The organism is Pedobacter sp., assembly GCF_040513095.1.
Taxonomy (GTDB): domain Bacteria; phylum Bacteroidota; class Bacteroidia; order Sphingobacteriales; family Sphingobacteriaceae; genus Pedobacter.
Map to the genome: position 1 here is coordinate 18649 of NZ_JBEVDX010000109.1, position 19783 is coordinate 38431.

The following is a 19783-nucleotide window of genomic DNA, read 5'->3' on the forward strand; positions in this document are numbered from 1 at the left end:
AAAGTAAACACAAAAATCGTTTACCATCGCAATAAAAGTCGCTGTGCGGTAAAACCGGGACCAAAACTCAGCATCAACCCATGTGTTCCTGAGGCTGGTTTACTGTCTATTATCCGTTCCAGTACATACAATACTGTGGCGCTGGACATGTTTCCGTACAATCTTAAAACCTCTTTCGTTTCATCAATGTTTTTGCCCAGGTCATTAAATAATGATTCTACAAGCTGAATGATCTTTTTTCCGCCGGGATGAAAGATCAGGTAATCCATGTCGCCGACCTCAAGACCAGTGCGGGCAAGGAAAGGATGCAAGATAGCAGGAAAGTGTTTTTCAATTGCATCAGGTACGCCAATGTCAAGTACCATCTGCAGACCGGTATTGGTTGGTTTAAAGCCCATCAGACCTTCCGCATCATAGAAGTGATACATTTGTTCATCAACTATCTCCGGTCCTTCATCATCAGGATGAGAAGAAAGGAGAACGCAGGCGGCCCCATCACCAAAGATTGCAGCACTTACAATATTGGCCATAGAATAGTCTTTGAGCTGAAACGTAGCCGTAGGAGACTCCACAGCAATAACGGCAGCGCGTTTCCCGGGATTGGCTTTCAGAAAGTTTTTTGCATAGATCATTCCTGATACACCAGCCACGCAGCCCATTTCCGTTACCGGAAGCCTCACAATATCCTGCCGCAGCCCGAGCATATTGATCAGGTAGGCATCCAGAGAGGGGATCATGATACCGGTACAGCTCACTGTGATCAGGAAATCGATGTCCTGGTTCTGCCATTCTGCTTTATCGAGTGCAGTTTGTAAACATTTTGCACCAAGTTTGATTCCTTCCCTGATATAAATCCCGTTTCTTTCTTCAAAGCTGAGGTCGCTGAAGACTTCCTCGGGCGACATGATTGAATACCGGCGGTCTACCATTGCATTCTCAAATATTTTTTTCACTTTCCTGATGAACCGGTCTTCCTGTCCATGCAGCCATACATCCAGAAAGGGCATAATTTCACTAGTATCCCTTGAATAACCGGGCAGCGTCTTGCTTACAGCTTTTATTTTTACACTCATAATTTTACTATCCATTGATAGCGGAATGCCCATTTCCACCGGATTAAAGAATTTTTTAGCTTTAGTTTTTTTGAATAGGAGAGGAGGTCTGCTCTCTTAAAACCGCGGAGTATGGAAACCAGTCCATCCTCACGCGACATGTAGTTTAAACGGAATACAAAACACAACACCTGGAAGAGATGATAGGCCACAGCGCTGCGCTGTAAATCATTGACTACGAAGCCCAGTGCTGCAGCTTCCCGGAAACGCTGCAGCAAGGCGATGATCTCTTCATCGCTGAAATGATGTAAGGTGAGGGTGCAAAGTACGATATCGCAGTTTTGAAGTTGAGTTTGCTGATCAAAAACATCCGCGCATTCGTAACTTATATGCTCATAACCTGATGAGAGGCTGCGTGCATGGTTCACCGTAAACTGATTGGCATCTATACCGTTGAGTATAAAATTTAAACCATTTTTAACAGCGTAATCAGCAAGTGCCCTCAGCATATCTCCATTTCCGCAACCAATATCAGTGATACGGACAGGCTGTTGTTCAGGTTGCTCCCTGAGCAGGAACTTAACGCCTCCCAAAGTAACCTTATTCCCTCCCAGCAACTGGTTGATACTGGCTATTTTATCAAGCGCATCCCTTAATATATCTCCTTCCATCTGAAAGTCGTCCATGATTTCAGGAGCGGTACTTCGGCGCGTTGTATTTACAAACATCTACAGGTCTACAGTTAAAATCTTACCATGGGTTTTTCTGATGATCAGGGGCAGCAATGAGGGTATACGTATCATTCCGGCGATCACACCTTCTGCCAGGCTTTCTCTGCTCAAAACAGAAGAGAGGATACTGCCCATCCTTAGCCGTGATCTGAATTGCCTATCCCAGGAGGAAATATACAGTTTTTCCATCAGAGCCCTGCTGCTAATTGTTCCGCCAAATAATCCGGAAAGCAGTTCTGCGCAGATTTTTGCACTGTGTATGGCCATTCCCATTCCATTTCCGCAGAGCGGATGAATTAATCCGGCGGTATCTCCAATCATCAGGATATGGTCCGTAACGGCTTCCCTTGCTCCAAATGAAAGCTGGCTTATCGTTAGCGGGGAGTCAAACAGCAATTTTGAGTTTTCAAAAACGGCCAGAAGGTGTTTGTTTTTATAAAGCACGTTCTGCTGATAGGTATTGATATTTTTGTATGCTTTAAAACTGCGGTAATCGGCAAGGTAACAGATGTTAATCTTTTGCTCTTCTACCTTTGAAACCCCGCAATAGCCGCCGCGGAAATTATGCAGACCAACGAGGTTGTCAGGGAATTCTCCTGAATAATGCGCTTTTACAGCCAGGAATGGCGATTTGTGTTGTACAAAAGACCGTTTTAATTTAATATCGATAGCAGAACGCTTGCCATAAGCACCGATTACCTGCCTGGCAACAATCTTTTTTTCACTTATGGTAGTGACAATGAACTGTTCGTTAGTAAACTGTACTGCAGTTACCGTATCCTGAATAACGCTGCCTCCTCTGCTTTTAAAGAGCTGATACAGGAAATTATCCAGGCTAAACCTGCTGATCCCAAATCCCCCCAGCGGTAAACGTGTTTCGATATTTTTTCCTGAAAGGGTAGAAAACTGAAGCCGGGTAATTGCGGTTGCACCCAGAATACGGGGATCTGCATCAAGCCATTGCAGGTAAGGCAAAACCTCATTGGATATATATTCCCCGCATACCTTATGCTGCGGGTATGCCGATTTTTCAATCAGAATGACATTCAGCCCGTTTCGCTGGAGATGTAATGCCGCTGTTAAGCCGGCGAGCCCTGCCCCAATAATTAAAATATCTGTTTCAGCGTGCATAGTTATAAAAGGTGGGGCTTGTGCTTGTACAACAGCAGCAAAATAAAAAAGTTTATAAAAAGCCCTGTTCCGCAACATGGCAGAACAGGGCTCAATAGATATAAACCTTTTAACTAGTTTTCCAGTAATTTGGCAGCTTCACTATCAATAAAGAAGGTAAGGCTTCCATCAATGGGATCGATCAGCTGTGAAGGATACAACTGGGTATTCTTTGTCTGGTCTTCAATGACATGTTTGATTGCCTCAGCTTTGGATTCCCCAAAAACAAGGAAGGCCACATTTTTTGCTTTATTGATCAAGGGAGCAGTGAAAGTGATCCTGTAGGTATCAAGTTTTTCTACATAAACAGAATCCACAGTTACATCCTTGTTGCCCAGTACTTCAGTTCCGGGGAACAGGGAAGCAGTATGCGCATCATCGCCCATGCCCAGCAGGATCAGGTCAAATGTCAGATCAGCGCCTTTGAAATGCGTGGAAATCTCTTTTGCATATTCTATAGCAGCCTTTTGAGGAGCTTGGGTTGTATCCACAAAGAAAACATGGTCAGCAGCAACATTCAGGGGATCAATGATCGAATGCCTGGCCATCAGCCCATTGTAGCTCTCATGTCCGGGAGGAACATTACGTTCATCACCGATAAAGAAATAGACCTTTGTCCAGTCCAGTTTCTCTCTGTAATCCACAGCAAGCATTGTATACAATTCTTTTGGGGAATTGCCACCGGTAAGCACAAAGTTAAAACAACCGTTCTCGGCAATGGCCTTTTCACCAATTGTAATAATGTACTCTGCCAGGTCTTTGAGCAGCTCACTTTTTGTTTTATAGATGAGTAAATTCATGTTAATCCTTGTTTTTTAAGGGTAATGTAAACCAGTGGAAACCATCTCTTGCGATCAGCGCTTCAGCATCTTCCGGCCCCCATGAATCTGCGGGGTAGTTAGGGAAGCTGAGTGAAGTTTTGCTTTCCCAGGCATTGATCACAGGCATTAACAGTTCCCATGCACTTTCTACCTGGTCTGCACGCATAAACTGTGTCTGGTCAGCAATCATTACATCCAGTAACAGCGTCTCATAAGCCTCAGGGGCCTGAGCATTGTAAGTACCTTTGTAATCAAAAACCATATCTACCGGATTAAGCACCATATCCAGTCCCGGTCTTTTCGCCTGTACCTGTAAACGGATACTCATTTCGGGCTGTATACTGATGATCAGCCTGTTTTGTTGCCAGTGTTCCGTCACACCTGCAGGAAATACCTGGTGAGGTACATCTTTGAACTGTATAGTGATCAGAGATGAAGTCTGGAATAATCTCTTTCCTGTACGCACATAGAAAGGGATGCCCTGCCAGCGCCAGTTGTCTACAAAGAATTTGGCTGCAGCAAAAGTTTCTGTATTGGAAGCAGGATCTACATCTTTTTCAGTCCTGTAACCAGGAACTTCTTTACCTTCTACCCATCCTTTGGAGTACTGTCCGCGAACGGTGCTCATACGGATGTCTTCAGGTGAAAATGGGCGCATAGCTTTCAGTACATCAACCTTTTTATTCCTGATCTCATCAGCATCAAAATTGATGGGCGTCTCCATACCAATAAGGCACAATAACTGCAGGATATGGTTCTGGATCATATCTCTCAGGGCACCTGAACCATCGTAGTAACCTCCGCGGTCGCCCACACCCAATTGCTCCGTTACAGAGATCTGAACGTGGTCAATATAGGTACGGTTCCATAGTGGCTCCAGGAATGAATTCGCAAAGCGGAAGGCCATGATATTCTGAACAGTTTCTTTACCCAGGTAATGGTCAATTCTGTAGATCTGTTTTTCGGTGAAGATGCCTGTAAGCAATTTATTCAGCTCTTTAGCAGTTTCAAGGTCATGACCAAAAGGTTTCTCGATCACGATGCGGCAATTGTCTTCATTACCTACCAGATCGTAAGTAGCGAGGCATTGTGCAATCAGGGGGAATAGGTTTGGAGCAACAGCAAGGTAATAGATCACTTGTGTTTTAGGTCCGAAATCTGTTCTTAACTTCTCGATATTTGTTTTCAGTACTGCGAAAGTATCAGGTGCAGAAACGTCAACAGAGTTATAATATACATTTTGGGCAAAGTCATCCCATTTTTCCTTTTTTACTTTTCCGGAACGGGAGAAAGAGTTCACGCCATCCATGATCGTTGTACGGAATTCCTCATCCGTCAATTTCTTTCTTGCTGTCCCTATAATCGCATACTCTTTAGACATGAAGCCATCAGAATATAAATTGTAAATCGCTGGCGCAAGTTTGCGCAAATTTAGGTCACCAGTACCGCCAAAGATGACAAATATGGTTGGATTGAGGCATTTACTTGTTTTCATCTTGCTTGTATTTATTTAGCATTTATAGGATTCCAGATCGCATGGAAAGTTCCTTCAGCATCTGTACGTTCAAATCTGTGTGCGCCAAAGAAATCTCTTTGTGCCTGAATTAAGTTAGAAGGCATTCTTTCTGTCCTTAATGAATCGAAATAAGTAAGGGCGGATGCAAATGCAGGAATAGCCAATCCACTCTGTAATGCATGGCTAACTACCGAGCGCATTCCCGGAAGGATCTCTTTCATTTTTTCCTGGACTCCTGCATCAGCATACAGGTGTTCAAGATCCGGTTGTTTTTTGTAAGCCTGATAAATATCTTCAAGGAACTCTGCCCTGATGATACAGCCACCACGCCAGATCTGTGCGATCTCGTGCAGTTGCAGTTCATACTCATAAGAAATTGATGCCTGCCATAACAGGTGAAGGCCCTGTGCATAGGAAGTAATCACAGAGAAATATAAAGCCTGCTCTAATTCAACAATAAACTGTTCTTTATTTTCCGCTAAGGTATTGTGTTCACCGAAAGCTTTTGACAGAGACACACGCAGTGATTTGTATTTTGAAAGGTCTCGGGTGCTTACTGCTTCGTTGATTGTAGGGATAGGCAACTGCAGGTCCATTGAGACTTGTGAAGTCCATTTTCCTGTACCTTTGGATTTAGCCTCATCCTTGATCATATCCAAAAGGAAGTTACCGGTCTGCTCATCTTTAACCTTGAAAATATCCCGTGTTACTTCTAAAAGGAAAGATTGAAGACGTCCGTTGTTCCATTTCTCAAAAACGCTGTAGATCTCTTCATTAGAGTAATCCAGCGCATTTTTCATGATATCATAACTTTCAGCCAGTAATTGCATCATGGAATACTCGATACCGTTATGCACCATTTTTACAAAGTGACCTGAAGCTCCGGGGCCAATATAGGCCACACATGGATCACCGTTCACTTTGGCTGAAACTGCCTCAAGGATTTCTTTCATATTGCCATAAGCCGTTTTATCACCACCCGGCATAATGCTCGGGCCGAAACGGGCACCTTCTTCGCCGCCTGAGATTCCCATTCCGAAGAAATGGATGCCAAGGTCAGAAAGTTCTATTGCTCTTCTGCTCGTATCAGTGAAGTGTGAATTTCCGCTGTCAATGATCATATCGCCTTTTTCGAGCAAAGGCTGGAGTTCTTTAATTACGCTGTCAACGATTGGTCCCGCAGGTACCAGAAGCATGATCCTTCTTGGTAATTCCAGACTTGCCACGAAATCTTCTAATGAGGAATAAGCTGTAAGATTATGTTTTGAGCCATCTTCCTTCAGTTTCTCGATCATTTTTGGGTCCTTGTCGTAACCGGTAACGGCGAAGCCGTTATCAGCCATGTTCAACAATAAATTGCGCCCCATTGTGCCGAGGCCTATCATTCCTAAAGTGTATTTACTTTCCATTTGATGAATTTAATTTTGGATAGGTTGTGAAAACGTGATATTTTTCCTGGGCAGCCCATAATTTGGCGCCACCTTTTATTCCATCCCTGTTTGAGACAATGTGTATATTATGATCTAATTCGAATTCGATTTGTTTGGCATTTCCTCCGCCAAGATAGAGTGTATCATAGTTAAATACAGTTTTGTAGATCTGTATAACGCGTTCCACCCTTTCGTTCCAGTCTTTTTTTCCTTCCTTTACGTAAGCTTTGTCGCCCACGTAGTCATCATAATCTTTATTTTTCGTTACCGGAAGGTGGGAGAGTTCAAGATGTGGCAGCAATTCGCCGTCAAAGGTCAGCGCTGTACCGAAGCCTGTTCCCAGGGTCAGTACAATTTCGAAACCTTTACCGCTGATGATACCCAATGCCTGCTGATCTGCATCATTAATGAGCCTTACAGGTTTTTGCAGCAAATCGCTAACCTCTTGTGCCAGCGGAAAACCAGCCCATCTGTTTTTTGCCAGGTTAGGGGCAGTTTCTACAATTCCGCATTTTACGTAACCGGGAAAGCCAATAGCTACTTTGCTGTACGGTGCCAGTGGCGTAACGAGTTCATGGATAACCTTGAGTACTGCTTCGGGGGTTGAGTTTTTAGGCGTAGGGAGTTTAGTGTATTCGGAGAATAAATCACCATCTTCTGTTAAGATACAAGCCTTGATACTTGTACCGCCAATATCAATTGATAGGATATGGGTGTTTTCTTCTGTTTTTGCTACGCTTGACATGTTTCGTTTTTAATGAGCATTACTTCAAATATATGACGGTTCAAAATAACAAATTTTCAGCCATATAACCCCCGCATCCTGTCTAATTTGTCCAAATGTACATCTCCATAAATGAAAAGTGGAATAATGGCCTTCTCAGGGCCAAGATCGGGGTTAATTTGATATCTGTATGACTTTATTCACTTTTGGAAAAGGGACAGTATTTTGGGCTTTATCAATTTAGCCGCATAAAAAAAGAGAATGTAGTATCAAAACTACATTCTCTTCTCAAAAAATTGATAATTCTATCTGAATATTACTTCGTAGCCTTTGCATTCTGCATCGGGTTGCCACCGGCAGATTGTCCGCGGATAACATTGCTTTTTTGTTTAAACAACTGGAATTTGGAAGCCTGGGCTTTACCGCCCCATGTATTGTTGCTTTCATCAATATCTGCTGTTTCACGCATAGGATCAAGTTTAATCGACGCAACTTCTTTGTCCTGAACATAGAACTTAGTTACATGCTGCTCATTGTGTCTCCAGATCTGTGCAGGGATCCTGTCAATAGCCTTTGTTCCGTCAGCATAGGTAAATTCGACAATAACGGGCATTATCAGTCCGCCTTTGTTGCTGAAAGAGAGTTCGTAAAAGAACTTGCCCGCATATTTTGCCTGATCTTCGGATGATAAGGATTCATATGGAGTTTTTGCTTCTCTCTTATATTCTTTATCATCATATTTCTCTAAGCCACGGTCGTATCTCCAGTAAAAATCCTGTGTAGCTTTATCCTTATCCGTATAGAACTGGATAGTTTTATCCTCCCTGTTTCTCACTTTTGATATATCATCAAATGCATTTACCAAAGGAGGATCCATTTTAGTCATCACCACTTTAGAAGCCGGAACCTTGGAATTTACATCAGCTTTGGCATATTTAACGGCATCCAGGGAGATGTCACATGCATCAGTGCTGTAAAACCAGCCTCTCCAGAACCAGTCAAGATCTTCTCCGCTGGCATCTTCCATTGTTCTGAATAAATCGGCTGGAGTAGGGTGTCTGAAAGCCCATCTTTTTGCATATTCTTTGAAAGCATAGTCAAATAACTCTCTGCCCATAATGGTTTCTCTCAGGATATTGAGGCCTACAGCTGGTTTAGCATAGGCATTCGGGCCAAAACGCTCAATGTTTTCAGAGTTGGTCATAATTGGTTCCAGCTCATCTTTAGGCAGCTTCATATAATCAACGATAGAATAGGCAGCACCTCTTTTTGTAGGAAATTTATTGTCCCACAGTTCTTCAGTCAGGTATTCCACAAAAGAGTTTAAGCCTTCGTCCATCCAGGTCCACTGACGTTCATCGCTATTGACAATCATCGGGAAGAAGTTATGTCCTACCTCATGTATGATTACACCCAGCATTCCATTTTTAGAGGTCTCAGTATAGGTTCCGTCTTTTTCTGTCCGTCCGTAGTTAAAGCAGATCATCGGGTATTCCATTCCGTTTGAAGCCTCGATACTTTGGGCTACAGGATACGGGTAGGGAATAGTGAAATGTGAATATGTCTTGATCGTATGGGCAACAGCTTTGGTAGAGTAATTTCTGTATAAGTTATAAGCTTCTTTACCATAGAAACTCATGCACATGACCGTTTTGCCTTCAATCTTCTGGCCCATTGCATCCCAGATGAATTTTCTTGAGGAAGTCCATGCAAAATCCCGCACGTTATTCGCCTGGAATACCCAGGTTTTTGTCGCTTTGCTTTTCTCTGTTTCAGCTTTCTTAGCCTCATCAAGCGTTACAATTTCTACCGGTTCAGCTGATGTTTTCGCCTGGTTGTATTTCGCCAGTGCAGCAGGAGAGAGCACTGCACTGTAATTGATACATTCACCTGTCGAGCCCACAACATGATCCGCAGGAACTGTCATTTGTACCTTAAAGTTTCCGAAGGTAAGCGCAAACTCGCCCCTGCCCGCAAACTGGTGGTTCTGCCAGCCCTGGAAATCACTGTACACACATAACCTCGGGTACCACTGAGTCATGGTAAACAGGTAATTGCCATCTTCCGGGAAGTACTCATAACCCCCGCGACCGCCTTCTTTCAGCCTGTCTGTTATTTTGTATTTCCAGTTTACGTTGAAAATGAACTGCTGGCCTGATTTCAAAGGTACAGGCATCTCCACGCGCATCATTGTTTTGTTTACTGTATATTTTAACTCTTTACCGAGAGCATCTGTGATTTTAAGCACTTTAACCCCGTTACCGTTATCAGTATCGCTGATAACTGCATTGTCTATAGTACTGGTAGTCGCGATCTCAGGAAGAGTGGTGCTGCTCTGGTAATTCGCGTTTGTCAGGTTATTGTGCTGATTTTCATCAAGCTGTAACCAGATATAGGTAAGCACATCAGGTGAGTTGTTGAAATAGGTAACCTTTTCAGATCCTGTCAGCTGTTGATTTTGCTCATCCAGGCTGCACCTGATGTCATAGTCGGCGCGCTGCTGCCAGTATTTTACTCCGGGGGCGCCGCTCGCTGTGCGCTGTTCATTTGGGGTAGTAAGAATAGTTCCTAACTGCTCGAACTTGTTTCCGTGATTACTGCCGGGATTGTTCTGGATATTCTGAGCGTAGGAAAACTGCAGGGCGGAGCCCAGCAGCATTAAGATAGGTAGAGCTTTATTCATTTGAAACTTTTTTGTTGGAAGTCTAAATTTAAACGTTTTTTTGCAGGGAAAAAATAAAATATCGCCATGATGCCTTTCTTACACCAATCTCTATTAATTTGTTACTTAATTTTTGGTTCAGCAAAACCGGAAACCATCAACTTAAAAGAAAGTGCCGGCCGGCATCCCTTGCATCTCAGTTCCACGGAGCTGAACTGCAATCCTAAAACCAATACGGTGGAAATCAGCTGCCGGATCTTTACCGACGATTTCGAGGAGGCGCTGGATAAAAAATATAAAGTAAAACCAGATCTTTCTTCTGCTGCAAGGCATAAGGAAATGGAAGTGCTTGTCGGCAAATATATGGCTGCACATTTTCAGCTTGCTGCAAACGGTAAAGCTGTAAACCTGAACTATCTGGGCTTTGAAAATGATAAAGAGGCTGTGGTCGTTTACCTGGAGTCGGCAGTAATCAAAGGAATCAGAAAAATGGAAACTACCAGTACAGTGCTTTATGACCGCTTTGATGACCAGACCAATATTTTTCACGTTACTTTTAACGGCAACAGGAAGAGTTCTAAATTAACTTATCCCGAAAACAAGTTGCTATCTTCTTTTTAATCCTTAAATTCCCGTTTCAAATTTATTTTAAGCTGTATGAACAAATTAGTACAAACCATGCGCTGGTATGGTCCCAATGATCCCGTTAGTTTAGCTGATATTTTACAGGCCGGCTGCAGCGGAGTAGTGTCTGCCCTGCACCATATTCCAAATGGAAAGGTCTGGAGCACTGCAGATATTCAGAACCATCAGAAACTGATCAGGGATGCCGGCCTGGAATGGTCTGTGGTAGAAAGTCTTCCGGTGCACGAAGATATTAAAGTTCGAAAAGGTAATTATGAGCAATACATAGAAAACTATAAAATATCCCTTGCAAACTTAGCCGCCTGCGGGATTACAGTAATCACCTATAATTTCATGCCTGTGCTCGACTGGACCAGGACTCACCTGGACTACAAGTTGCCTAACGGTGCCGAAGCTTTGCTTTTCAATAAAGCAGCACTGGTAGCTTTCGATGTTTTCATCCTTAAACGCGAAGGCGCAGCGGGCGAATACGCTGCAGAAGAACTGGAACGTGGCGAAATTTATTTCAATGAGCTGAATGAGGCAGAAAAACTAAAGATAGAACGTAATATTATTGCCGGTCTGCCGGGAAGCGAAGAAAGCTTCGGACTGGCAGAATTTCTCAACGCACTGGCGGCTTACGACGGAATCGGTGAAGAGCAGTTGTTCGCCAACCTGACTACCTTCCTTGCAGAAATTATGCCTGTGGCAGAAGCCAATGGGATTAAAATGGTGATCCATCCTGATGATCCTCCCTATGCCATCTTTGGCTTGCCAAGGATTGTAAGTACCGCCGCCCAGCTGGAAAAACTTTTCACTAAAGTACCTTCATTGTCCAACGGACTATGTTATTGCACAGGTTCACTCGGTGTAAGAGCAGACAACGATCTGGTAGCCATATTGGAGCAATTCAAAGACAGGGTCAATTTTGTGCATTTACGCAGTACAAAAAGAAATGAATTCGGAGACTTCTTTGAGGACAACCACCTGGAAGGTGATGTAGATATGTTTGCCGTAGTACAAAAACTGGTGGAGATCCAGCAGGAAAGAAATCTGAGTATTCCGATGCGTCCTGATCATGGACACAGAATGCTGGATGACCTGAAGAAAAAGGTAAATCCGGGATACTCCGGTATCGGCAGGTTAAAAGGCCTTGCAGAACTCCGCGGACTGGAACAGGCAATTGTAAGAATGTACAATAAATAGGCAATTATCTCTTTGCTGATGAATTTTGAATGCGCTTATCCTGCCGCCCGGCAAGATAAGCGCTATAGGCAAAATGCTATAAAATGAAGAGAAAATGATATAAGGAAAGCTGTGTTCAGTCGGATAGATTTGCAATGCGGCGCTTAAATTGCAAATATGAAAAGTTTACCTGTATTGGATCTGGCAGTCATTGCAATTTATTTAGTCAGTATGATCCTGGTGGGTTTTTATTTTTCCAGGAAAAACAGAAGTTCTGAGCAGTTCACCAAAGCTGCAGGTTCTATACCGGGCTGGGCGATAGGCCTGTCTATTTACGCTACCTTTTTGAGCAGCAATACCTTTTTGGGCGTGCCGGGCAAAGCCTTTGGCTCCAACTGGAACAATTTTGTCTTTAGCCTGGCTATGCCCCTGGCGGCCTGGATCGCCTCTAAATATTTCGTTCCTTTTTATCGGAGAACAGGAGAGGTGTCGGCATATACGCATCTGGAGAAACGATTTGGCCCCTGGGCAAGAACTTATGCGGTGGGCTGTTTTTTACTTACGCAGCTGGCACGGATGGGTTCCATATTCTTTGGTATCGCCCTGAGTTTACAGGCACTCACAGGTTACAGTATGCAATCCATTATGATAGTTGTGGGTACCTGCATCATTATCTATACTGTACTGGGAGGCATTGAAGCCGTTATCTGGACAGAAGTTGTGCAGGCTGTAGTTAAAACACTTGGAGCTTTCCTGATCCTTTATCTGATCGTGAAAAACATCCCCGGAGGGGCAGGTAAGATCATTGAGATCGGCCGCGCTGATCACAAATTCAGTCTGGGCAGTTTATCTCCAAACCTAAAGGAGTCTACCTTCTGGGTTGTCCTTTTTTACGGTTTCTTTATCAATCTTAATAATTTTGGTATTGATCAGAATTATGTTCAGCGATACCATACGGCAACTACTTCCAGGCAGGCGTCGCGCTCACTCTGGATTTGTGTAGTCTGTTATTTGCCGGTATCCCTGTTGTTTTTTATTATAGGATCTTCTCTTTATGCCTACTACCAGGTAAATCCCCAGCTGATCGAAAGCGTAAAACACCAGGTAGCCATAGAACGTTTGCCGCTGCAAGCTACTGCGGCTACGGTTAAAGCTACTATGGATGGCTTGCTTCCGGCAGATTACGGGGACAAGATCATGCCTCATTTTATGGTCAATGAAATTCCCACGGGTCTTGCCGGTCTGATCATTTCCGCTATCATGTCGGCCGCAATGAGTACCATCAGTTCGGGGATGAATTCTTCCGCTACCGTGTTCTCCGTCGATATCTATAAGAGATATATTAATCCTGCAATGAACGAAAAGCAGCTGATGAAGCTGTTGTATATCAGTACTGCGGTTTTCGGACTGATGGGAATGGCGACAGGGATACTGATGATCGGGATTAAAAGTATCCTGGACATCTGGTGGCAGCTTTCAGGCATCTTCTCCGGTGGGATGCTGGGTTTGTTTCTGCTGGGGATGATCAGCAGGAAAACGGGGAATGCAGAAGCACTGACTGCCACCTGCATTGGCGTATTGGTGATCCTGTGGATGACTTTTTCTGCAGCACTGCCCCAAGACTTTGATTTTTTAAGAAATATGCTGCACAGCAATATGATTGTTGTGATTGGTACACTGACCATATTTTTATCAGGCCTGGTCCTCACCGGTTTTAAAAGGAGAGTGGCTGCTGAATAGTTTTAATAAACCTATAACAGAGAATAATACGATGGAAAAATCAGAGAAAGGTTTTATCCCTGTCATGCTTACGCCTTTTAGTGACGATGGAAAAATAGACTATAAGGCCCTGGAACTGCTTACAGCACATTACCTTAGTGCTGGAGTGAAGGGTTTATTTGCCAATTGTCTGTCCAGTGAGATGTTTGAACTCAGCAATGAGGAAAGGATTTCCCTGACGGCCAGGGTAGTGAAAACAGCAAATGGACTGGTCCCCGTAGTGGCTACAGGTACTTTTGGCGGGTCAATTGCTGAGCAGGCAGAATTTGTTAAAAGGATTTATGATACGGGGATCGACGCCGTAATCCTGATCACCAGCCTCATTGCAGGAGAAACTGAAACCGAGGAGCAGTTCAATGAAAAGGTGATGCAGCTGCTGCAGCTAACACCGTCTGTCCCCGTAGGCTTTTATGAATGCCCGGTGCCTTTTAAAAGAGTGCTGACGGCTGAGCAGCTTGGAACATTTGTTTCTACAGGTAGGGTTACCTATCATAAAGATACCAGCCTGGATATTCATCAGGTTAAAGCCAAGCTGGCTGTAACAAACCGCAGGGGTTTTGGTTTATATGATGCTTATATGGTACACGCACTGGCCTCGCTGAGGGCTGGTTCTGCAGGGCTCTCCTGTATACAGGGGAATTACTTCCCTGAACTGATCGTCTGGCTCTGTGAAAACTATAACAATCCTGATTTAAATACAGAACTCACTGCCTTGCAGGAATTCCTTATCCTGAACATGGATGTAATGCATGACGTTTATCCCTATGCTGCAAAATATGCCCTGCAAAAGCAGGGATTAAAGATATCCACATTCACGCGCCGTGAAGTCGGACATTTTTCTCCGGCCAATGCAAAAGGGATTGAGCAGCTGTACGCAGACTATAGCAGGCTTCAGCAGCAGATCGGCTTCTGATGCTGAAACCTGTGCTTATAACAATCAATTTAGCAGGTACTTTCTTTTATAATCCATCGGTGTCATGCCGGCAATCTTTTTAAAGTGCCGGTAAAAATTTGATACATTATTAAATCCACAGTCAAAACAGATCACCTCTGTGGGGATCTTGTCTTCCACCAGTAAACGGCAGGCATGGCTGATGCGTATTTCGATCAGAAAATCATAGTATGTTTTCTTGGTCATCAGTTTAAAATACCGGCAGAAGGAAGTAATGCTCAGGTGGCTGATCGAAGAAATTTCCTCCAGGCTGATCTCTTTTTTATAGTTAGTCAGCGTATAAGAGTAAATCTTGTTCAGGCGGATGGTGTCTGACTCATTGGACCTGTAGAAAGCATAGGCAGAAGTGATCGGTTCATACTCATCGGTTTCTGCAAGCAGGTTCAGTATCGACAGGAAAAGAATCACTTTTTCCATTTGTGAAGCTACTGTTGCCTGTTTCATCAGGTCTGCCAGTTTATTCCTGGTAGCACCGGAGATCACCATTCCCTTTTTGGCTTTTTCAAATAGTTTGGGAATAAGATAAGCTTCCGGCAGATTAAAGAGCTCCCTCCCGAGGCAGTCGGGCAGAAACTGCATGACGATAGCTTCTACTTCCAGTTCATTGGAATTGATGTAGTATTCATCACTGCACCTGAAGGTATGTGGCAGGTTTTCTCCCAGGAGAATAATCTCTCCTGACGAAAAATTACTGATATTGTCTCCAATAAACCTTACCCCCTCACCGCGAACTACATAATGAAGTTCGAGTTCCGGATGGTAATGCCATATCTTGCCGAAATTTGATTCAATATTGTGTTTGATCCCGAAGGAGCTTTGTATATTGATCGGGACTTTATGAAAAAGTGGTTTCATATCCTGTTCTGTTTTTTCTGGAATTATATTTGGTTTCTAGCGTGTTAAGCTGCACAATAATACAAATTGTGAAGATAACATGGTATAAAAAGTTGATAATAATTGGTAACAATCATGTGAGGGTATTGTACATATTTGTATTGATATGTACCATGTTATCATTTGATATGAACCAAATAAAAACCTTTTTGATCAGTGCCGGGATTGCTTTAATCTCATTTTCATCAATGGCACAAACAAAAAATGAACCGGAAGCCTACCATAAAATGATCCAGGGCAGGTCCTGGAAAATTGTGCAGAAACTGAATCTGCCGGACAGTAATGTAGCCCATAAGGTCAGTGATATAGTTGCCGCTCATTATATAGATCTTAATAATATATACACACAAAGAGACAGTGCCAAACTAAGCGCTGCTCTGGCGGATTCTGCCGTAAATAAGCTGCATGCCCCTTTTTTAAAACAATTATCAGTTTATCTCAATCCGGCTCAGGTCATACAAATAAAAGATGGGCTTACCTACGGAGTACTGCCGGTTACCTATACAGCTTACCTGGACATGCTACCCCAGCTAACTGAAGCACAGAAAAAACAGATCATGATCTGGCTTACGGAAGCCCGCGAAAGAGCTATGGATGCAGAATCTTCAGAAAAAAAACATGGCTGGTTTAAAAAATATAAGGGAAGGATAAATAATTACCTGTCGGCTGCCGGTATTGATATGAAAAAAGAAGGAGAAGCATGGCAGGAGAGGATTAAAGCCCGTGGAAAAAAATCGTGATACAAAGCTTAATTCCTTTAAGATAATATCATACAACAGCTAGGGAAAATGGTATATAAAAGAGTTTTATCCTAACGATATATTTGGCTTAATAATATCGTACCCGGCAACAATTAACTAAAAGCCTGAATACCGTATGATTTATTATAGAATGGTGAATATGATATTTTATCACCCGTTCTTATGTAAAAAGCCAGCTATGCTGCTGTAGCCTGGCCACCAGAATACCAAATATAAATTAAGTATAAATATGAAGTCACATTTCAAGACGCAAAATTATTTGGGTAAATGGCCGAAAATCGCCTGTACTCATGTAATGATCGCTTTGACTTTAACGGGCTCTGCTGCATTTGCAGAAGATGCGCCGAAGGAATCAACTAAAGCGTTAAAAGCAATGTCTTCCAGAAAAAATATCATTGGCACGGTAAAAGACGCACAAGGCAAACCTCTGCCGGGAGTTATCGTAAAAATAAAGGGAACCAATACCGCGACATCAACAGATACTGAGGGTGTGTTCCGTCTTAATCTTCCGCTTGGAAACGAAACTTTAATTGTAAGTTACCTTGGTTATAAAACTCAGGAAGTTGCTATGAACGGCAGGAACCAGATAGAAATACAACTGCAGGAATCAAGCTCAGATTTAACAGAAGTTGTTGTGGTAGGTTATGGTACACAGGAGAAAAAACATCTTACAGGCTCTATTGCAACTATTGATGTGAAAGCCATTGAGGATATCCCTGTTGGTAGTTTAACCGCCGCACTAAGAGGACAGATCCCCGGGGTAAGTATTTCAGGCGGCTTTGCCAGGCCGGGAGATAATGCCGTTCTTACTGTCAGGAACCCAACCTTTGCGGTAAAAGACGGAGGCCGGACTGAGCCACTGTATATCATTGATGATATTTTTAGAACATCTGACGATTTCAATACACTTGATGCTTCCGAAGTAGAAAATATTTCGATCCTGAAGGATGCTGCCGCCGCGATCTATGGTATTCAGGGATCAAATGGTGTGGTAGTAGTAAGAACAAAGCGAGGTAAAGCCGGTGCGCCAAAAATTAATTATGGTGTATCTGTCGGGGCTGCCGACGCAACCATGCTGCCGAAAATGATGACAGGTATACAGCAGGCTACCTACCTGAACGATTATACACGTGCATCAAAAAATTATGTAGCCGATGGCAACAGCGGTTATCTGGCGGATGCGGCCTGGTATTCTCCTGATGAACTGGAGTATTTTAAGAATAACAGCACCAATTGGCTGGAAAAAGCATGGCAGACTGCCTATACTGTCCGGCACACGCTAAACGTAAGTGGCGGCAGTGAAAGGGCAACCTATTTTGCTGGTGCATCCTATATCGACCAGAGTTCAAATTTTGATGGCATCAATACAAAAAAATGGACTTTCAGGGCCAGTTCTGATGTTAAACTGAACAAGGGACTTACGCTTGGTTTCTCTCTGAGTGGCGACCTGAGCAAGAACAAGCGTTTCTGGTTTAAACAGGGATCTGAAAGCGCTGATAATGATGTGAAATCACTGATCGGAACGCCGCAGTTTACTCCCTATTATGTAAACGGCCTGCCTACGCTGCTTACCACCGGAAACACCGGAACGATTGACGGTACCCATTTTTTTGAAGTACAGCGGCTGGATAACTTTACTGATACCCGCTCAAATGGCCTGAATGTACAGGCTACCTTAAATTACGAAGTACCTTTTATCAAAGGCCTGAAGGCCGGACTCAACTACAGTAAAAACCTGGATAACACCTTTGGCAAACAGTTTGGTACCCGGTATAATGTTTACCAGTTCAGCATGCTGGGCGATAAAAAGCATATTTACGGTGGTGATGTAATCAAAACTGTCAGTATAAGCAACGGAGATAAGGTGAGGATCAGTCCTTCATACCGGGACAGCTATCAGATGAACGGTACGTTAAATTATGCCCGCAAGTTCGGCAAGCATGACATCTCTTTACTGGGTGTATATGAGCAGGTAGAAAGCGAAAGCGATCTGGTAAATGCTGCCCGGGAAGGTGTACTGCTTGGAGGTTTGCCAAACCAGCAATATGCCACAGGCACCAACCTCTCTGATGAGACACAGACAGAGTTCGGGCGTCTGGCTTTTGCCGCCAGGGCAAACTACAGCTATGCTGATAAATATCTGCTGGAGTTTTCCTACAGGGGTGATGCCAGTGTTTACTTTGCGCCAGGTAACAGGTGGGGTTACTTTCCTTCCCTGTCATTGGGCTGGGTAATCTCAGAAGAATCTTTTTTTAAAAACAAAGTAAAAGCAATAGACTATCTCAAGTTCAGGGCTTCGGTGGGCTTACTTGGAATCGACAATACCAAAAGTTTCCAGTATAACAGGAACTTCTCACTGTCTACCGGAAAAGGCGCAGTATTTGGCGGAAACTCTGATCGCCCGCTTTCAATCAACCCCAACATCGCACTTGCCAATAACAACATGAAATGGGACGATGACACAAAATACAACATAGGTATTGATGCGCAGTTCCTCAAAAGCAGGCTGTCATTTACAGCAGATGGTTTTCTGGACCACAGGTACAATCAGTTAACAACGCTGAGCTCGTCCGTATCGCTGCTGATCGGTGCAGCAATTCCTACTGAGAACTATGGTATAGCCAATAACTTCGGATATGAACTGTCACTGGCCTGGAAAGATAAGATCGGTAAGAACTGGGGATACAACGTAAATACTTTCCTTTCCTGGAGCGACAACAAACTTATTCGTCTCGACCAGCCTATAGGTAACATCGGGACTTTTCTTGATAACACAGGCTTGTCCAGCGACAGGGGTGTACTTGCCTACAAAAGCCTTGGCATCTTCAGAACGCAGGCAGAGGTGGATGATTTTATGGCAAAGAACCCCAATTACAGGGCCTTTGGCGAAATTCCAAAACCAGGTATGATCAAGTATCAGGATATCAGAGGGCCCAAGGATGCCAATGGCAAGTTTACTGCACCTGATGGGGTGATCACGGAGAATGTGGATTATGAATACCTGACGCCAAAATCAAGCAACCATTACGCTCTTGGATTCAATTTCGGCGGAAACTACAAATCACTTAGCCTCTCTGTAGTGATGGGCCTTTCATGGGGTGGCCAGTCAACCATTGAAAGTGCAGCTGTTAAAAGAGCAACTGCCACCTCAAACCGACCGGATTTCTGGGCGGATCACTGGACCCCTGAAAACACGGATGCCAAATATCCTAACCCGTATTATACCAATAATTACGACAGGACAACAGATTTCTGGTTCGTCAGCGCCTTTACATTCAGGATGACAAACTTTAATCTTTCCTATGGCCTGCCGGAACAATGGGCAGCAAAAGCCGGATTGAAATCAGCTAAAATATTCCTGGTAGGAACCAATCCGATCAATTTTTACAACCCTTACGGATACAAGGACAATACCAGCGCATTTGACGTGTACCCGCAATTAAGGACGTTCTCACTTGGTTTAAATATTGGTTTATAATTTG

At 43.5% G+C, this 19783-nt stretch carries 15 protein-coding genes; 6 read left to right on the plus strand and 9 right to left on the minus strand.

Annotated elements, in window-relative coordinates:
* Nucleotides 1-20: 20 nt before the first annotated feature.
* From ABWY16_RS13120 to ABWY16_RS13155, 8 genes are all read right to left on the minus strand, one after another.
* Nucleotides 21-1073, minus strand: coding sequence for a type III polyketide synthase (locus ABWY16_RS13120; RefSeq protein WP_353905099.1), 1053 nt, complete (start codon nucleotides 1071-1073; stop codon nucleotides 21-23).
* Nucleotides 1070-1780, minus strand: a complete 711-nt coding sequence (locus ABWY16_RS13125) for a methyltransferase domain-containing protein (RefSeq protein WP_353905100.1) — start codon at nucleotides 1778-1780, stop codon at nucleotides 1070-1072. The genes ABWY16_RS13120 and ABWY16_RS13125 overlap by 4 nt, the downstream gene beginning before the upstream one ends.
* Nucleotides 1781-2914: an NAD(P)/FAD-dependent oxidoreductase gene (locus ABWY16_RS13130; RefSeq protein ID WP_353905101.1), complete on the minus strand. Its 1134-nt coding sequence runs from the start codon at nucleotides 2912-2914 to the stop codon at nucleotides 1781-1783. It lies immediately after the preceding gene.
* Nucleotides 2915-3027: 113 nt separating this feature from the next.
* Complete coding sequence (pgl, locus tag ABWY16_RS13135) at nucleotides 3028-3753, minus strand: 6-phosphogluconolactonase (RefSeq protein WP_353905102.1); 726 nt, start codon at nucleotides 3751-3753, stop codon at nucleotides 3028-3030.
* Nucleotide 3754: 1 nt separating this feature from the next.
* Nucleotides 3755-5269 carry a glucose-6-phosphate dehydrogenase gene (zwf, locus tag ABWY16_RS13140; protein ID WP_353905103.1) on the minus strand — a complete coding sequence of 505 codons (1515 nt, stop codon included), beginning with the start codon at nucleotides 5267-5269 and terminating at the stop codon, nucleotides 3755-3757.
* A gap of 11 nt (nucleotides 5270-5280) precedes the next feature.
* Nucleotides 5281-6699 carry an NADP-dependent phosphogluconate dehydrogenase gene (gnd, locus tag ABWY16_RS13145; RefSeq protein WP_353905104.1) on the minus strand — a complete coding sequence of 473 codons (1419 nt, stop codon included), beginning with the start codon at nucleotides 6697-6699 and terminating at the stop codon, nucleotides 5281-5283.
* Entirely contained in the window at nucleotides 6689-7465 is a 777-nt protein-coding gene (locus ABWY16_RS13150; RefSeq protein ID WP_353905105.1) for an ROK family protein, read from the minus strand. Before ABWY16_RS13150 ends, gnd begins: the two co-directional genes overlap by 11 nt.
* A gap of 295 nt (nucleotides 7466-7760) precedes the next feature.
* Nucleotides 7761-10127, minus strand: a complete 2367-nt coding sequence (locus tag ABWY16_RS13155) for a M1 family metallopeptidase (RefSeq protein ID WP_353905106.1) — start codon at nucleotides 10125-10127, stop codon at nucleotides 7761-7763.
* A gap of 66 nt (nucleotides 10128-10193) precedes the next feature.
* On the opposite strand from ABWY16_RS13155, the gene ABWY16_RS13160 reads away from it, so the two are divergent.
* The 4 genes from ABWY16_RS13160 to ABWY16_RS13175 all read left to right on the plus strand — a co-directional run bounded on the left by ABWY16_RS13160 (nucleotide 10194) and on the right by ABWY16_RS13175 (nucleotide 14607).
* A complete protein-coding gene (locus ABWY16_RS13160) occupies nucleotides 10194-10727 on the plus strand; it encodes a DUF6702 family protein (protein WP_353905107.1) in 534 nt (177 codons plus the stop codon).
* A gap of 36 nt (nucleotides 10728-10763) precedes the next feature.
* Nucleotides 10764-11936 (plus strand): mannonate dehydratase, encoded by a 1173-nt coding sequence (gene uxuA, locus ABWY16_RS13165; protein ID WP_353905108.1) that lies wholly within the window; start codon nucleotides 10764-10766, stop codon nucleotides 11934-11936.
* A gap of 156 nt (nucleotides 11937-12092) precedes the next feature.
* A complete protein-coding gene (locus ABWY16_RS13170) occupies nucleotides 12093-13655 on the plus strand; it encodes a sodium:solute symporter family protein (protein WP_353905109.1) in 1563 nt (520 codons plus the stop codon).
* Between the two features lie 31 nt (nucleotides 13656-13686).
* The gene (locus tag ABWY16_RS13175) at nucleotides 13687-14607 is read left to right on the plus strand and encodes a dihydrodipicolinate synthase family protein (RefSeq protein WP_353905110.1); all 921 of its coding nucleotides are present in this window, start codon (nucleotides 13687-13689) and stop codon (nucleotides 14605-14607) included.
* 24 nt (nucleotides 14608-14631) lie between these two features.
* Here ABWY16_RS13175 and ABWY16_RS13180 read toward each other — a convergent pair whose 3' ends face one another.
* The gene (locus ABWY16_RS13180; RefSeq protein WP_353905111.1) at nucleotides 14632-15501 is read right to left on the minus strand and encodes an AraC family transcriptional regulator; all 870 of its coding nucleotides are present in this window, start codon (nucleotides 15499-15501) and stop codon (nucleotides 14632-14634) included.
* A gap of 167 nt (nucleotides 15502-15668) precedes the next feature.
* On the opposite strand from ABWY16_RS13180, the gene ABWY16_RS13185 reads away from it, so the two are divergent.
* Complete coding sequence (locus tag ABWY16_RS13185) at nucleotides 15669-16280, plus strand: DUF3826 domain-containing protein (protein ID WP_353905112.1); 612 nt, start codon at nucleotides 15669-15671, stop codon at nucleotides 16278-16280.
* 250 nt (nucleotides 16281-16530) lie between these two features.
* Entirely contained in the window at nucleotides 16531-19779 is a 3249-nt protein-coding gene (locus ABWY16_RS13190) for a SusC/RagA family TonB-linked outer membrane protein (protein ID WP_353905113.1), read from the plus strand.
* Nucleotides 19780-19783 lie beyond the last annotated feature (4 nt).

Bases quoted from the DNA above. Each gene is read 5' to 3' on its own strand.
- ABWY16_RS13120 (WP_353905099.1), bottom strand. From the start codon at position 1,073: ATGAGTGTAAAAATAAAAGCTGTAAGCAAGACGCTGCCCGGTTATTCA.
- ABWY16_RS13125 (WP_353905100.1), bottom strand. From the start codon at position 1,780: ATGTTTGTAAATACAACGCGCCGAAGTACCGCTCCTGAAATCATGGAC.
- ABWY16_RS13130 (WP_353905101.1), bottom strand. From the start codon at position 2,914: ATGCACGCTGAAACAGATATTTTAATTATTGGGGCAGGGCTCGCCGGC.
- pgl (WP_353905102.1), bottom strand. From the start codon at position 3,753: ATGAATTTACTCATCTATAAAACAAAAAGTGAGCTGCTCAAAGACCTG.
- zwf (WP_353905103.1), bottom strand. From the start codon at position 5,269: ATGAAAACAAGTAAATGCCTCAATCCAACCATATTTGTCATCTTTGGC.
- gnd (WP_353905104.1), bottom strand. From the start codon at position 6,699: ATGGAAAGTAAATACACTTTAGGAATGATAGGCCTCGGCACAATGGGG.
- ABWY16_RS13150 (WP_353905105.1), bottom strand. From the start codon at position 7,465: ATGTCAAGCGTAGCAAAAACAGAAGAAAACACCCATATCCTATCAATT.
- ABWY16_RS13155 (WP_353905106.1), bottom strand. From the start codon at position 10,127: ATGAATAAAGCTCTACCTATCTTAATGCTGCTGGGCTCCGCCCTGCAG.
- ABWY16_RS13160 (WP_353905107.1), top strand. From the start codon at position 10,194: ATGATGCCTTTCTTACACCAATCTCTATTAATTTGTTACTTAATTTTT.
- uxuA (WP_353905108.1), top strand. From the start codon at position 10,764: ATGAACAAATTAGTACAAACCATGCGCTGGTATGGTCCCAATGATCCC.
- ABWY16_RS13170 (WP_353905109.1), top strand. From the start codon at position 12,093: ATGAAAAGTTTACCTGTATTGGATCTGGCAGTCATTGCAATTTATTTA.
- ABWY16_RS13175 (WP_353905110.1), top strand. From the start codon at position 13,687: ATGGAAAAATCAGAGAAAGGTTTTATCCCTGTCATGCTTACGCCTTTT.
- ABWY16_RS13180 (WP_353905111.1), bottom strand. From the start codon at position 15,501: ATGAAACCACTTTTTCATAAAGTCCCGATCAATATACAAAGCTCCTTC.
- ABWY16_RS13185 (WP_353905112.1), top strand. From the start codon at position 15,669: ATGAACCAAATAAAAACCTTTTTGATCAGTGCCGGGATTGCTTTAATC.
- ABWY16_RS13190 (WP_353905113.1), top strand. From the start codon at position 16,531: ATGAAGTCACATTTCAAGACGCAAAATTATTTGGGTAAATGGCCGAAA.